The sequence below is a fragment of the Pandoraea cepalis genome (assembly GCF_902459625.1).
GTDB lineage: Bacteria > Pseudomonadota > Gammaproteobacteria > Burkholderiales > Burkholderiaceae > Pandoraea > Pandoraea cepalis.
Window position 1 is genome coordinate 274,206 of sequence record NZ_CABPRY010000001.1, and the last position, 14,488, is coordinate 288,693.

The following is a 14,488-nucleotide window of genomic DNA, read 5'->3' on the forward strand; positions in this document are numbered from 1 at the left end:
GACGCTCGCGCTGGCGCCTGCGTTGGCAGAGTGGCGCGCTCACCCCGTCGCATGGGGGCGTGGCGGCGCGCTTCGGGGAAAATCGGGGCCACGCGGCTCAGGCCACGCCTACACCGAGGTAACGGTCCTTGACGACCTCGTCGGCGAGAAACGCGGCGTTGTCCGCGCCATACACGATCACGCCTTGCTCGACGATGTAATGCCGGTCGGCGAGTTGTGTGCAGACCTCCAGATTCTGTTCGACGAGCAGGATCGCGACGCCCGCTTGCTTGATGAGCTTCAACTGCGCCACGATCTCCTCGACGATCACCGGGGCGAGTCCTTCGACCGGCTCGTCGAGCATGAGCAGACGCGGGTGATTCATCAGCGCGCGTCCGATGGCCAGCATCTGCTGCTCGCCGCCGGAGAGTTGCGCGCCACCGTTCTTGCGACGCTCCTGCAACCGCGGAAAGATGCGGTAGATGTCGGCAAGCTGCCAGGGCGAATCGCGTCGCGCCCCGAGCTTGAGGTTCTCCTCGACGGTGAGCAGTTTGAAGATGCCGCGATGCTCGGGCACGAAGCACACGCCGCGCGCGGCGATTCGGTGCGCCGGTTGTCCGGCGACGGGCTTGCCCAGGAACGAGATGCTGCCGGCCTTGGGCGGTACGACGCCCGCGATGGTCTTGAGCGTGGTCGACTTGCCCGCGCCGTTGCGACCGAGCAGCGTGACGAGTTCGCCGTCGCCAACGCTCAGCGTTACGCCTTGCAGGATGTGGCTCTTGCCGTAATAGCTGTGAATGCCTGCGACGTCGAGGATCATGCGCGGCCTCCGGTAATCATGTTGCCGAGATAGGCGGCGCGCACGCGTTCGTCGGCGCGAATGGCATCCGGCTTGCCTTCGACCAGCACGCGGCCTTGCTGCATGACGGTGATCGTGTCGGAGATGTCCATCACGATGTTCATGTTGTGCTCGATGAGCACGACCGTGTGATCGTCGCGCAGACCGCGAATGAGCTGCTTCATGTCGTCGAGATCGTCGATGCCCATGCCCGACGTCGGCTCGTCGAGGAAGATCGCCTTGGGACGCGCCGCGAGCGCCATGCCCACTTCGAGACGGCGTTGCTGCCCGTGCGAGAGCGCACCCGCCGCGGTGCCGGCATGACGCGTGAGCGCGAGGCGCGTGAGCACATCATCGACGACGGACGCACAGGCGCGCGGGCCGTCGGCCTTGCGCCAGCACGAGAGCGCACGGCGCGGCGTCACCCCCAGCGCAGCCAGCCGCAGGTTCTCGCGCACCGACAGGTTCTGGAAGAGCGCCGTCACCTGGAACGAACGTGCAATGCCGCGCTGGACACGCCGGAAATCGGCTTCGGTGGTCACGTCGTGACCGTCGAACAGGATGCGCCCGCCAGAGACTGGCACCGTGCCGGTGAGCATGTGGAACAGCGTGGTTTTGCCCGCGCCGTTCGGCCCGATGACCGAGTGCACTGTGCGGGGGGCCACTCGCAGATCGACGCCATGCAACGCGGTGAACTTGCCGTAGCGTTTGACGATGCCGGTGGCTTCGATGAGAGCATCGCTCATGTCGGGTCTCCCTGCGTATCCAACTTGCCATCTGAATCGCCGCGCTTGCCGGTGATGCGACACCACAGCGATTCGCCCACGCCCCACAGACCGCGATGCATGAACAGGCTCACGGCGATGAGCAGCAGGCCGAGCAACAGCAGCCAGCGCGGCCAGAGCGTGGAGAGCCAATCGGCGGCGAGCACGTAGAACGCCGCGCCCAGCACTGACGCGAAGAGATTGCCCGTGCCGCCGATCACCGTCATCACAAGGATCATTTCGCTTGAGTGGTACTCGATATTGGACAGCGGTGCGATGCCCGTCATGAGTGCGTGCAACGCACCCGCCAACGCCGTGACGGCACCCGAGATGGCGAAGGCCACGAGTTTGAAGGTCTTCACGTGATAGCCGACGGCGGCCGCGCGGGCCTCGTTGTCGCGAATGGCGAGCAGCGTGCGGCCGAACACGGAATCGGCCACGCGCAAAAGCCCCGCGAAGACGATCAGGAAGACGACGGCGACGAAGGTGTAGTACTGCCAGGGCGTCTCGAGCGGGATCAGCGTCTTGCCGCCCAATGCGAGCGACTGGCGCGGGATGTCGAGCAGCCCGTTGTCGCCGCCCGTCCAGTCCGTCGCCGTGTAGGCGAGGAAGTAGAACATCTGCGCGCACGCCAGTGTGAGCATCACGAAGTAGGTGCCCTTCTGTCGGATCGCAAAGCTGCCGACGATGGCGGCGACCGCGGCGCCCAAGACGATCGCCGCGACGACGGCGAGCGGCATGGGCAGCGCCCAGCGCGTGAGCAGGATGCCCAGCGTGTAGCTGCCCAGGCCGAAGAAGATGCCCTGGCCGAACGAGAGCAGACCGGTGTAGCCGAGCAGAAGATTGCAACCGAGCGCGGCCAGCGCATAGACGAGCACTTCAGTCGCGAGCGTGCCCGAGGACAGCGTGACCGGCAGGATCAGCGTGACGGCGGCGGCGAGCAGCCAAAAGCGGTAACGTACCAGCATCATCCCCTCCCGAGCAGGCCGTGCGGGCGCATGAGCAGCACCGCCGCCATCGCCACATAAATCATCAGTCGCGCGCCTTCCGGCCAGATCGTGCTCATCAGGCTTTGCACGATACCGATCACGAGGCCGCCCACGAGCGCCCCGGCGAAACTGCCCATGCCACCGATGACGACCACCACGAACGCGATGCCCAGCGCCTCGATCCCCATGAACGGGTCGACACCGCGCACCGGCGCCGCCAATACCCCCGCCAGCGCGGCGGTGCCCGCGCCGAGCGCGAACGCAAGGCTGAACACCCGGAACACGTTGATGCCGAGCAGCGACACCATCTCGGACGACTCGCTGCCCGCGCGCACCGCGCTGCCCAGGCGCGTGCCTTCGAGCAGCCACCAGAGCACGGCGGCGAACACGACGGTGAAGCCGATGAGGAAGAGCCGGTACTTCGGATAGATGAAGCTGCCCCACATCACCACGCCGTCGAGCGCCGCAGGCACGGCGACGTTATCGCCGAGCGGGCCCCAGATGATGATGACCAGTTCCTGGACGACGAGCGCCAGGCCGACCGTGACGAGGATGTGGAATTCGTGCGCTTTCTCGTAGATGCGCGAAAGCAGCAGCTTCTCGGCGATCCAGGCGAGGGCGCCGACGACGATCGGGCAGACGATCAGCGCAAGCCAGAACGACAGGCCCCATTGCATCGCCTGGTAGCAGCAATACGCGCCGAGCACATAGAAGGCGCCGTGCGCGAAATTCACGAAGCGCAGCAGGCCGAAGATGATGGATAACCCGACGGCGAGCAGGAAGTACAACATGCCGATCCCGACGCCGTTGATGACCTGCAGAAAATAGACGTTCATGCGCGTCCCGAAGAGCTTGGGTGGACGTGGAGCACCGTGTGCCGTCCGGCTTTCGCCGCGCGGCACAGACGACACTTGCGGGGACGGCCAGGCGTCCCCGCGAGCGACACGGCGTGAGCGTTCGCGCAGCGGCGGCGCGCCGCGCTACCGGCTCAGGCCAGCTTGCACTCGGTCTTGTCGAGCGGCAGGAACGATTTCCCGGCGCTGACAATGTCGGCGAAATCGTCGGCGTTGCGCATCTTCGATTTGGCCTTGCCCTTGAGCAGATAGTAGTTCTTGAGCACCTGGTGGTCACCCTTGCGGATCTCTTCCGGCCCGGTGAGCCCGTCGTACTTCATGCCTTCCATCGCGGCGATGACGGCCTTCGGATCGGCGCTGCCGGCCTTGATCATGCCGTCGAGCATGAGCTTCGTGCAGATATACGAGCCCGCGAGGCTGTAGTTCGGATTCTGCTTGAAGCGTGCCTGCGTGCGCTTGACGAGATCGAGGTTCAGCGGCGAGGCCACTGCGTGCCAGTACTGCGCACCGAAGTACACCCCCTCGCACAGATCGGCGCCGAGCGTCTCGAACTGCTCCAGGCCGGAGGCCCACGCCATCAGGATCGTGCAGTTGTTCTTCATGCCGAAGCTCACTGCCTGACGCAACGTGTCGGACGATTGCGAGCCGAAGTTCAGGAGCAGCAGCACGTCGGGCTTGGCGGCGACGGCGTTGGTGAGATAGCCCGAGAACTCCTTCTCCGACAGCGAGTGGTAGCTGTTGCCAACGTGCTCGATGCCTTTTTCCTTGAAGACGTTCTTCGCGGCCGTGAGCAAGCCTTCGCCGAACACGTATTGCGGCGTAATCGTGTACCAGCGCTTGGCCTTGGGCATCGATTCGATGAGCGGGCGCACCGTTTGCTCGATGGCGCCGAAGGTCGGCACCGACCAGCGGAACGTGGCGCTGTTGCAGTCCTTGCCTGTGATTTCGTCGGCGCCGGCCGTGGTGATGAATATGCCGCCGGCCTTCTCGACTTCCTTACCCATGGCGAGTGCTTCGGACGACAGAATGCCGCCCGCGAAGAAGCGCGCGCCCTTCTGTTGCGCGATTTCCTGCACGCGACGGATGGCCGTGGCGGGCTTGCCTTCGGTATCGAGGGTGGTATAGGCGAGCGGTCGGCCAACCACCTTGCCGTACTGCTCGACAACGAGCTTCATGCCCAGATCGGCAAACTTGCCGTTGGCCGCGAACGGCCCCGACATCGGTACCGGACACGCCAACTGGATGGCGCCGGTGGTCTGCGCGAACACGTCGCGCGCGGAGATCAAGGAGGCAGGCAGAGACGCCGCAGCGGCGAGCTTCAACAGTTCACGACGATTCAATTGGGTCTCCAGGGAAGGGAGCAATCGTTCATGGGATGCAAACGTGCAGCGCGTCACACGCCGACCGGCCGGCGATCCGAGAATCGATCTGCGGCAGCGACCTGAGCGTGACAGCTGGCAACGTCCGGGGCCTTATCCCTATCCGTCATATTTATTATGATAAATAGGATGAATTTGATCGTAGGTATAATATTTCGGGGTGTCAATCGGAAAAAATTCTCATCCGGCACCGCCGGTAGAACACGTTCGCAAGCCGGCAAGCCACGTGAACGGACCCTTGTGAGGCGCCTTATGGCACGAGATGCGCAGACGGTGAGAGAGCCGTTGGAAATCAAACAACAAAAACGTGGCGATCTGGTCGCCGAAGCCATCAAGCGCCTGATTACCGAGGGCAACCTGCTGCCTGGCGATCGTCTGCCGCGCGAAGTGGAATTGCAGCAGATGTTCGCGGTGTCGAAGAGCACCATTCGCGAAGCGCTCAAGTCGCTCGAAGTTCAGGGTCTCATCAAGGTGAGCACCGGCCCGTCGGGCGGCGGCATGGTGGTGGAGGTACCGCTCGATCGCACCTTCCAGCTCATGCAGAACTACCTGTTCTTCAAGGAAGTAAGCATCGACGACATTTACACGGTGCGCCAACTGCTCGAGCCGGAGCTGGCCGCGGGTGCGGTGCCGCATCTGACCGAGGCCGACTTCGACGCGCTGGAGCACAACATGGCGTGTTGCAGTCCCGCTTCGCACGACCGGCGCGAATTGCTGCGCCAGCGTCAGGCCGATATGGACTTCCACGACATTCTCGCGGCGGCCAATCCCAACAGCTTTCTGCGGTTCACGTGCGAACTCGTCAACGAGATGATTCGCCAACTGATTGTGTTCGGCAACGAGACGCCGCGACGCGAGCACGAGAAGTTCGGTACGGCGAACGTCGATATCCATCGTCGGATTACCGACGCGGCGCGCGCAGGGGATTCGCAACGCGTGCGTGAACTCATGCAGGTTCACATGCAGGAAGCGCGCACCTATATCAAACGGATGAACGGGAAACTGCGCGGTCGTCTCATTCTCGATTCGGACATCGTCGACATGCAGCAGCGCGTGCGCTCGCAACTCGCGACGAACGCGCCGCGTGCACCGGCGGGCGAGGGAAAGCGTTTGGCGAAGCCGGCGACGAAGCCTGTCGTGAAGCCCGCCGAGATGCCGACGACGAAGCCAACGACGAAGGCCGTCGCGAAGCCGTCAGCAAAGCCGAAGACCCCCGGCACGAAGGCCGACGCGGCGACGAAGACCGCGCCCGCGCGCAAACGTCGTACGGCGTCGAGTTAAGGCGGGCCGGGGCGGACGCGGGGCGGCGCGCGCCGACAGCTCAAGGCGAGATCGACGCCGGTTGTTGTTGCGTGCAGCAATGAATCCCGCCGCCGCGCCGCGCAATGCCACGCAGCGGCACCTGCGCGATGCGTCGGTCGGGGAACGCCTGCTGCACAATGTCTCGCGCCTGCGCGTCGGCCGCCGAATCGCCGAACGATGCCATCACTACGCCACCGTTTGGCAAATAGAAATTCACATACTCCGGCGCGAAGTCGGGATCGTCCGAGACGGCGGCGGGCAGCGCGTCGAAGTCGATGCAGGGCAGCAGGCCGATCTCGAAGGGCCGTCCGCGGGCATCGCGCGCCAGGCGCAGCGCTCGCAGGTTTTCCCTCGCTTCACGTGCCCATTCGTCATTGCCGTCGGCCCCGGTGGCGAGCAACACGCCAGGCCGCACGAAGCTCGCGATGCCGTCGACGTGACCGTCGGTGATCGTATCGAGCCGCGAGCCGGGCAACCACACGACGTGCGTCACGCCCAGCCAATGACGGAACACGTCTTCTGCCTCACGACGCGTCAGTCCGGGGTTGCGATTCGGATTGAGCACCGACGTCTGCGTCACGATCAGCGTGCCCTCGCCGTCCACATGCCACGACCCGCCCTCGGCCACGAGCGGCATCGACGTCGTAGCCACGTCGAGCGCCAGCGCGACGCGTTCCGCAAGCGTCGGATCGGCGTGCGGCATCGGCCGGATCTTCTGGCCCCAACCGTTGAAGTTCCAGCGCAGCGCGTGCAGCGCCCCGGCGTCGTCGAGCACGAAGGTAGGGCCGGTGTCGCGCATCCAGTGATCGTCGACGGGCATCGGGTGAAGGGTGGCGCTGGCCGGCAGGAGGCGGCGCGCTTCGTCGAGATGATGCGGATCCACCGCCACATGCAGCGGCTCGAAGCGCGCGATCGCGTGGGCCATGCGTCCCAGCTCACCGACGACCTCATGTCGGCGGGCGCCCGACATGACCGTGTGGCTCGGCCACGCCATCCAGCAGGCGGCATGCGGATGCCACTCGGGTGGCATGCGCCAGGGGCCGGCGGCGTTCGCGTGCGTCGCGACTAGTGGGGGGTGAGGTGGCGTCATCGTTCGCGTGACCGTGAGAAAAGTGCCACCAGTGTAAGTGGCTCACGCTCGGCGCGGGGCCCGTCAACGGGGAGGGGAATCGGCCAAATGGACGGAAAGCCGCTTGAGTGCACGTACCTGGCGTAGCGCCACGCGAAAATCGCCCGTCGAGATTAGGCCAATGCCGCCTTCGTCATCGTCAAGCGGCTGTCCGTCGCGTTCATAGACCACGAGTGCGCCGATGCCCACCGGCGTGTTGTACAGCTCGTGCCACGAGAACATGACGGTGTAGCCGTCGGCACCCTGCGCCAATACGAAGGCTCGCGTGAAGTCGCGTGCGTGCGGTAGGCGCAGTTGCGCGATGTCGAGCAGTGCGCTCAGCCTGACGCCTTTGTATTCGCTCGCGCTGCGCACCATTCTGCCCGACAGGCAGACGACGTCGAGCGGCCCGGTCAGTTGCGTCGGCAGGCGCATCAGCGCGCAGAGATCGAAGGAGTAACGACGCTTGACGCAGCCGGAGACGACCACCTCCCGCGATACCAATGCGTCAGGCGCCGCGGGTTCGACGTGCGTGAGAGGCAGGGGACTCACCGAAGCGGGCGGTGCGCCGCTGGCGGTGAGGCGAGTGTCTGGCGAGGCGCCGGCGGGCGCGCGCATGGAGTCGAGAGACATGTCGGTTCGGTGGTTGGGCGTGGGGGCACCGGTCGCCGCAATATAGCGGCCGGGCCCCGCACGGACATACGTCGTGCCTGATAGCCGCTATTCGCTTGCCCGTGCCCGATCAGCTACCGTAGCGGGCGGTGCGCAGGACGGGCCGGCGCGCGAAAACGTCGGCGATCACCGCACGCGCCTCCTGCACGTCGGCAAGGGTCTCGCCGCCTTGCAGTGCGTCGAGCGCCCCACGCAGTACGGCCACGTACTCGGCATCGCCCGGCGCGTTGCCGCCGCCCAGGCGCAACAGACTGACGGACGCGCGCAAGGTGAGCATTGGCGACGCCTGCGCCTGCGCGATCTGCAGTGCATGCTCGAGCCAAGGACGCACGGCGTCGTCGGGATGATGACCGGCGCGCAGAAAACTCCCCTTCTGGCGCAGGAATTCCGCTTGCCAATGGGCGTCGCTGCGGCGCGCGGTCACATGGGTGCCGCGCTCGGTTGCATGCAGTCCGAGCGCAATGTCGCCCGTGCCGGCACAGGCTTCCACGAGCAGCCCGAAGAAGATGCCCTCGACGCCGCCCATGATTTCGCTTAGGCGTCCTACGCTGTCGGTAATGCGCTCGAGGCCGCTCACGTCGCCGCGCGAGGCGAGCGCCCAGCCGCGAATCGTCTGCCCGGCGAGTGCCCAGAGCGCCACGCCGGTCTCCGACGCGACTTCGATGGCCTCGCTCGCCAGCGCTTCGGCGGAGGCGACCTCGCGACGCAGGCGGCGCAGCATCGCGGCAAACACCAGAGCGAACGAAAAGGAATAGCGGCGGCCTTGCTGACGTCCCATTGCCAGCGCGGCTTCGCTGGCCGCGAGCGACGCGTCGTGCCGTCCGACGAACCAATACGCCCACGAGAGGAACGAGAGTGCGGTGATGCGAGCGTCTTCGCCCAGGCCGGTATCGGCGTGCTCGGGACGATAGTGGGCCAGGCTGCTTTCCAGCGCCGTGACCGCGCCGCCGAAGTCGCCGTGGCAGCACAGGCTGTTGCCCAGTGCGTAGTACGCATGGGCGAGCAACGGTGCCGCACCGGCCTGTTCCGCGATGAGGATGAGCTTGCGTGCGAGCTCGATGCTGCGCTCGAAGCCGCTCCAGGAGCTCGAGCCGAGCCACAGTCCCCAGAAGACCGGGAACAGCGCGACGTCGTCGCCCATTGGCTGCGCGAGCGCGAGGGCCGTCTCGAAGTTGTGGCGCGCCGGCTCCGAGCCATAGCCGTGCAGCGAGACGAGCGGCACGCCGAGCGCCATGCGCAGTTGCAGCTCGCGCTGCGCGGTCTGAGCACCGGTGCCGGTCTGACGCAGCACGTCGAGCGCGCTCTGGTAGTGCGCGCACGCCTCGCGGAACGCCTGGCGTCCGGTCGCATATTCGCCCGCGAGACGGTAGTGCTCGATGGCGGCGTCCGGTTCGTCGGCCTGACGGAAATGCCAGGCGAGTACTTCGGGTTCGGTCTGCGCGGCGGCGGCGTGCTCGCGCATGGCGAGCGCGATTCGGCGGTGCGCGTCCTGGCGGCGTTCCTGCGGCTGAGCGTCGTAGGCGGCCTTGTGCAGCAGCGCGTGGCGGAAGACGTAGCGGCCATTGTCCTGCCGCTGCACCAGTGCGCAGGCGACGAGCGTGTCGAGCGCGCGCTCGACGAGCGCCATCGAACGTCCGCTCGCGGCGGCGAGCAGGTCGGCTTGAAATGCCGGGCCGAGACACGAGGCGAAGTGGGCGACCGGCTTGGCGCTGCCTGCCGCGTCGATACGCGCCATCATCAGTTCCTGAAGGCTCGCGGGCATGGGCATGGCGCCGGCGGCGGTGCGGGCGCCCTGTTGGGCCGCCGTGGCCCGCGCCAGTTCTTGCAGGAACAGCGGCACGCCCTCGGCCAGATGCACGATGCGCTCGCGCAGGGCGGCGGGCAGGGCCACGCGCGGGGTCGCCGCGCGCACGATCGACGCGGCGGCGCCTGCATCGAGCGGTGCCAGGTCGATCCGGCGCATGCCCACGTGATGACGCCACGGTTGCTCGAATTCGGGCCGGGCGCACACCATCAACAGGCGGCCGCGCGGCGGATTCTCCGCCATGAGCGCGAGCCATTCCAGCGTGGATGGATCGGCCCAGTGGGCATCGTCGAGCACCAGCACGCCGCCATCGGGCAGCAGGGCGGAGAGCAGGGCGGGCGTCTCGTCGAGTACCGCCTGTTTCCATGCGTGCGGCACGTTGGCGTCGGCATGCCGGTCAAACAGGGCGCACAGGCGGCGATGCGCCAGCAGGGCGGGTTGTGGGAGTTCCGCAGCGTCGTCGACGGATCGCGCGCGCAGCCAGCGCGCGATCGGGTGGAAGGGCGTGCCTGCACCGTCCGGCGCACAGGCCAGTTCGATCGCGCGCAGGCCGCGCGTCTCCACGAAATGCCGCACCAGCGCCGATTTGCCGATACCGGCTTCGCCGATCACGAGTGCCAGCACGCCGTGTCCGGCGCTGGCGTCGCGCATGGCCGTGTGCGCGGCGGTGAGTTCCGCCAGGGTGGCATCGCGGCCGAAGAGCATCGCCGCGCGACGGCGCGAACGGCGTTCCGGCGTCGGGTCGGGATTGACGCGAAACACCGGAATCTCGCGATGGGCGTGGCGCTCGCGCACGCTGCCGTGCGACGTGGTGGGGATGGCCACGCCAATGAGACGTTGCGTGGCGTCGCAGATCAACACTTCGCCGGGGAGCGCCATGTCGGCAAGCTGTGTGGCCGAGCGCGAGACGCGTCCGCCAGTGTCGGGGCTGTCGTCCGCCACCGAGCTGATGACCAGCCCGGTGTGAATGCCCACACCGATGCCAACGCGCGCGGAGCTTGCCTGCACGCAGCGCATGGCGGCTTCGACGGCGTGCCGCCCGGCGCCCTCGAGGGCGGTGGGATAGCCGAAATAGCCGAGCAGGCCGCCTGTCGGCGTGCGCACCGTGTAGCCCCACGATTGGCGCAGGATCGTCTCGCACTGCACGAGCGGCGGGCGCATCGCGCCCACGAGCTGGTCAGGATCGTCAATGCCGTTCGGCGCGAGTTCGATGGCCACGACCGTCAGTTGGCGGCGCTCCGGGCCCGTCGCGCGCTGTTCCATGCGCGCGGGCGGCGTCTCCAGCAACTGGGTGAGCGCCTCGCCGGGCAACTCACCGAGTTCTTCGTCGAGGATGTCGCGCAGACGGCGGTATTCGGTCTCGGCTTCGTCGCGGCGTCCGGCGCGCAGCAGCAGCGCGAGCAGGCAGTGCCAGCCCGATTCGTCGAACGGGGCGAGCGCGACGAGCTGGCGTGCATGCGCGAGTGCCTGATCGAGATCGCCCAGACGGGCGTAACCGTCGGCGAGCAGCCGCTCGCCAAAGACACGGCGGCGCTGATATTCGTCGCGTTGGAGCTCGATCCACTGTTCGAGATCGGGGGTGTCGCGTACCGACAGTCCGTGCAGGAACGGGCCTTGGTAGAGCGCGACGGCGTCGGCGAGATGTTGTAGATGCGCGGCCAGATCCAGGCCCGTCACGGCGTCGAGCGTGCGATTCGCCTGCTCGATCATGCTCGCGAAGACATGCGCGTCGATCCAGAGGCCGGTCTCGGGGCGCAGACGCACAACCTGACGATCGGATTCGAAGAGTTCGTCGCCGAGGGTGTCGCGCAGATGGAAGAGCATGCGCTTGAGCTTGTCGCGGCCCCCCTGGCCATCTTCATCGGGCCAGAACAGGTCGGCGAGTGCGCCGCGCGTATGGAAGCCCGGTTGCAGGGCGAGGTAGGCCAACAGGCCCCGCGCTTTCGTGTATTTCACGGCGCAGGCTTGTTTGCCTTGTTCGACCCGCATCGGTCCCAGCAGGTAGAGCGATCTGGTGGCTTGCATTGTCCCTGGACGGCAAATAGGCAACACCGGCGCGCACCCCAGGGGAGTGGCACCGGCGCGGCGAATTCAAGATGTCGTCGTGCCCGACCGACGGATCCGGCGCGCGGCATGGGCTGCCATCGGGACCGGCGCATCGGCAATCTGGCGAAACGTCAAGGCCGTTCCGGGGGGGCTCCGGCCGAATGCTTTCAGTACTGCAACCCAAAGTATAAACACGAGACTCAATTTCTTCGGCAATACCCGAGGAATTCACATGTCATTGCGAGCGTCGCGCCGTCCCTGCGCTCACATGCCGCGATCGATCGGGCGGTCGGTCGCGCTGCCAAGGTGTTGCCGGACGCGAGATGACTGTCGGAGATTTACGTCAATCGTCGTAAAGCGATTGTAATGTAAATCATTCTCATTTATATTCGCGCTCCATATCGAGGACATCGATCGCGGATGAGACGTCAGCGTGGGGCTCGGCGCGACCCATCGGTGTTCTTCCTCCTTATTCCGACCACGACGCCTTTCGAAACCGATCGATCATGATGCAACGCAAGCCTCTGACGGTGGCCATGATGGCCCTCTTCGCCACGCCGTTTGCCGTCGCTTATGGCTCGCCCGCCATGGCACAGAGCACGGTTGCCGCCCCGACCCAGGGCACGACCCAAAGCACGACGCAGACCACGACGCAAGGCGCGGCGCCGGCCGCCACGTTGCCGCAGACCGAAGTGTCCGGCACGTCGATTCGTGATGACTACCAGCGCGACATCTCGACCGTCGGCGGCAAGGTGCCCACGGCGATCCGCGACATCCCGCAATCGGTCACCGTGATCGACAAGGCGGTCATGCAGGCGCAGGGCGCCACGTCGTTCGCCGACGCGCTGCGCAATTCGCCGGCCATTACGCTCGGCGGCGCGGAGGGCGGGCAGATCGGCAACAACATCAATCTGCGCGGTTTCGCGGCACGCACCGATATCTATCTCGACGGCTTGCGCGATCGCGGCCAGTACTATCGCGACACGTTCGATCTCGAGGCCATCGAGGTGCTCGAAGGCCCGTCGTCCATGCTGTTCGGCCGGGGTTCGACCGGTGGCGTCATCAACCAGGTGAGCAAGCAGGCCAATCTCAAGCCGCTGAATGAAGTCTCCGGAACGCTTGGCACGAACGACCAGTACCGCACCTCGTTCGACGTCAATCATCCGCTCTCGGATACTGCGGCGTTCCGGATCAACGGCTTTGCGCAAAATATCCATACGACGCGCGACGTCATGAACAATCGGGATTGGGGCGTTGCGCCCACGCTCAAGCTTGGTATCGGTACGCCCACACAGATCACGCTTTCCGCGCTCGTCCAACATAACCGCGATATGGCGGACTACGGCACCGTGGGCTACAACGGCAGTCCTCTGCCGGTGTCGAAGCAACAGTTCTACGGCCTGACGACCGACCGCACGGTGCAGGACGTGATGAGCCTCTCGGCCAAGATCGAGCATAGGGTCGACGACAGTCTGAAGATCACGAACCAGACGCAATACAGCCGCTACGTCATCGACGCCATCGAAACGTCGCCGCATGCCGTGGGCGTCGCCAACGGCACCGGGGGATTCACGTCGTTGCCGGCCCGTCCGACGGCGGGACTTCCGTCGTATTCGCTCGATCAGCTCTGGGTGCAGTTGCAGAGTCACGATCGCAAGATCACCGACTCGTCGCTGTACAACCAGACCGATGTCGTGAAGACATTCGCGACCGGTCCGGTCAAGCATACCCTGATCGCCGGTGCGGAGTTCGGGCAGGACACCTATGAAAATCAGGCGTATTCGCGCACCGGCGCCGGACAGTCGACGGGCTTCCTCGGCTGGATTCCCGCCAACAGTACGGCGTACTATGCCAATCTGCCGAATGTCACGACGACCGCCGGTAACCTGGCGCAGGGAACGGCGCAGACCGTCGCGTTCTACGCGAACGATACCGTCGAACTGACCCGCCACTGGAAGATTGTGGGCGGCCTGCGCTGGGATCGCTTCAAGGCGCAGCTTTCGAACACCGTCAGTTCTCCGGGCTACGCGACGCAAACGGTCAACCATACGAGCGTGCGCACGGGCGTGATCTATCAGCCGAGCGAGGCACAGTCGTATTACTTCTCGTACGGCACGTCGTTCAACCCCTCGCTTGAAACGCTCACCGTCACCAACAACACGCAGGCCCTGCCGCCCGCGACGAACGAATCGTTCGAAGTCGGCAGCAAGTGGAGTCTGTTCGACGACAATCTGGCGATCAACACCGCGCTGTTTCAGGTCACGCAGGACAATGCGCGCACGCAGACCGGCACGTCGGGCGAATACACGAACGCGGGCAAGGTGCGCATTCGCGGTGCGCAGGTGAGCGCCACGGGCCGTATCACGTCGAACTGGCAGGTGATGGGCGGCTATATGTTCCTGAACTCGGAAGTGGTGCAGGCGAACGACGGCACGCAGGGCAATGTGCTGGCCAACACGCCGCGACACTCGCTGACGCTCTGGTCGACCTATACGCTCGGTCACTGGGAGGTGGGCGGCGGCATGAAGTACATGTCAATGCGCTATGCGGCGAACACGAACCTGATTCGCGTGGGGGGTTACACGCGCTGGGACGCCACGATCGCTTACCATCAGCCGAAATACGACATTCGCCTCAATCTGCTCAACGTGTTCAACAAGACCTACTTCGACGCCCTGGTGCCGTCCGACGGCGGGCGGGCTGCGCCGGGCATCGGGCGCACGGCGCTGCTCACGGGCACTTACCGGTTCTGA

9 protein-coding genes and 1 pseudogene are annotated in these 14,488 nt (G+C 65.8%); 2 read left to right on the forward strand and 8 right to left on the reverse strand.

All coding sequences use genetic code 11. The features are described 5' to 3' along the window. Window positions 1-97 precede the first annotated feature (97 nt). The 5 genes from PCE31107_RS01170 to PCE31107_RS01190 form a co-directional block, all read right to left on the reverse strand. Window positions 98-799 (reverse strand): ABC transporter ATP-binding protein, encoded by a 702-nt coding sequence (locus PCE31107_RS01170; protein WP_150561999.1) that lies wholly within the window; start codon window positions 797-799, stop codon window positions 98-100. After that, window positions 796-1,563, reverse strand: coding sequence for an ABC transporter ATP-binding protein (locus PCE31107_RS01175; RefSeq protein WP_130024493.1), 768 nt, complete (start codon window positions 1,561-1,563; stop codon window positions 796-798). Before PCE31107_RS01175 ends, PCE31107_RS01170 begins: the two co-directional genes overlap by 4 nt. Next, on the reverse strand, window positions 1,560-2,549 hold the full coding sequence (locus PCE31107_RS01180; RefSeq protein ID WP_150606836.1) for a branched-chain amino acid ABC transporter permease: 990 nt from the start codon (window positions 2,547-2,549) through the stop codon (window positions 1,560-1,562). The genes PCE31107_RS01175 and PCE31107_RS01180 overlap by 4 nt, the downstream gene beginning before the upstream one ends. Next, on the reverse strand, window positions 2,549-3,406 hold the full coding sequence (locus PCE31107_RS01185; protein WP_150605989.1) for a branched-chain amino acid ABC transporter permease: 858 nt from the start codon (window positions 3,404-3,406) through the stop codon (window positions 2,549-2,551). Before PCE31107_RS01185 ends, PCE31107_RS01180 begins: the two co-directional genes overlap by 1 nt. Before the next feature lie 152 nt (window positions 3,407-3,558). Then, window positions 3,559-4,764, reverse strand: coding sequence for an ABC transporter substrate-binding protein (locus tag PCE31107_RS01190; protein ID WP_130024495.1), 1,206 nt, complete (start codon window positions 4,762-4,764; stop codon window positions 3,559-3,561). A gap of 291 nt (window positions 4,765-5,055) precedes the next feature. Between PCE31107_RS01190 and PCE31107_RS01195 the strand changes: the two are divergent. Beyond that, a pseudogene (locus PCE31107_RS01195) lies at window positions 5,056-5,898 on the forward strand (FadR/GntR family transcriptional regulator); the annotation flags it as partial. A 226-nt stretch (window positions 5,899-6,124) separates the two neighbouring features. Here the strand turns inward: PCE31107_RS01195 and PCE31107_RS01200 are convergent. The 3 genes from PCE31107_RS01200 to PCE31107_RS01210 all read right to left on the reverse strand — a co-directional run bounded on the left by PCE31107_RS01200 (window position 6,125) and on the right by PCE31107_RS01210 (window position 11,714). After that, window positions 6,125-7,195 (reverse strand): agmatine deiminase family protein, encoded by a 1,071-nt coding sequence (locus PCE31107_RS01200; protein ID WP_150605993.1) that lies wholly within the window; start codon window positions 7,193-7,195, stop codon window positions 6,125-6,127. 63 nt (window positions 7,196-7,258) lie between these two features. Further along, window positions 7,259-7,846, reverse strand: coding sequence for a molybdopterin-dependent oxidoreductase (locus PCE31107_RS01205; RefSeq protein WP_150605995.1), 588 nt, complete (start codon window positions 7,844-7,846; stop codon window positions 7,259-7,261). Between the two features lie 109 nt (window positions 7,847-7,955). Further along, the gene (locus PCE31107_RS01210; RefSeq protein ID WP_150605997.1) at window positions 7,956-11,714 is read right to left on the reverse strand and encodes an AfsR/SARP family transcriptional regulator; all 3,759 of its coding nucleotides are present in this window, start codon (window positions 11,712-11,714) and stop codon (window positions 7,956-7,958) included. Window positions 11,715-12,241: 527 nt separating this feature from the next. Between PCE31107_RS01210 and PCE31107_RS01215 the strand changes: the two genes are divergently transcribed. Then, the gene (locus tag PCE31107_RS01215) at window positions 12,242-14,488 is read left to right on the forward strand and encodes a TonB-dependent receptor (RefSeq protein ID WP_150605999.1); all 2,247 of its coding nucleotides are present in this window, start codon (window positions 12,242-12,244) and stop codon (window positions 14,486-14,488) included.

Excerpts from the sequence above, each read along its gene's own strand:
- PCE31107_RS01170 (WP_150561999.1), bottom strand. The coding sequence starts at position 799 with ATGATCCTCGACGTCGCAGGCATTCACAGCTATTACGGCAAGAGCCAC.
- PCE31107_RS01175 (WP_130024493.1), bottom strand. The coding sequence starts at position 1,563 with ATGAGCGATGCTCTCATCGAAGCCACCGGCATCGTCAAACGCTACGGC.
- PCE31107_RS01180 (WP_150606836.1), bottom strand. The coding sequence starts at position 2,549 with ATGCTGGTACGTTACCGCTTTTGGCTGCTCGCCGCCGCCGTCACGCTG.
- PCE31107_RS01185 (WP_150605989.1), bottom strand. The coding sequence starts at position 3,406 with ATGAACGTCTATTTTCTGCAGGTCATCAACGGCGTCGGGATCGGCATG.
- PCE31107_RS01200 (WP_150605993.1), bottom strand. The coding sequence starts at position 7,195 with ATGACGCCACCTCACCCCCCACTAGTCGCGACGCACGCGAACGCCGCC.
- PCE31107_RS01205 (WP_150605995.1), bottom strand. The coding sequence starts at position 7,846 with ATGTCTCTCGACTCCATGCGCGCGCCCGCCGGCGCCTCGCCAGACACT.
- PCE31107_RS01210 (WP_150605997.1), bottom strand. The coding sequence starts at position 11,714 with ATGCAAGCCACCAGATCGCTCTACCTGCTGGGACCGATGCGGGTCGAA.
- PCE31107_RS01215 (WP_150605999.1), top strand. The coding sequence starts at position 12,242 with ATGATGCAACGCAAGCCTCTGACGGTGGCCATGATGGCCCTCTTCGCC.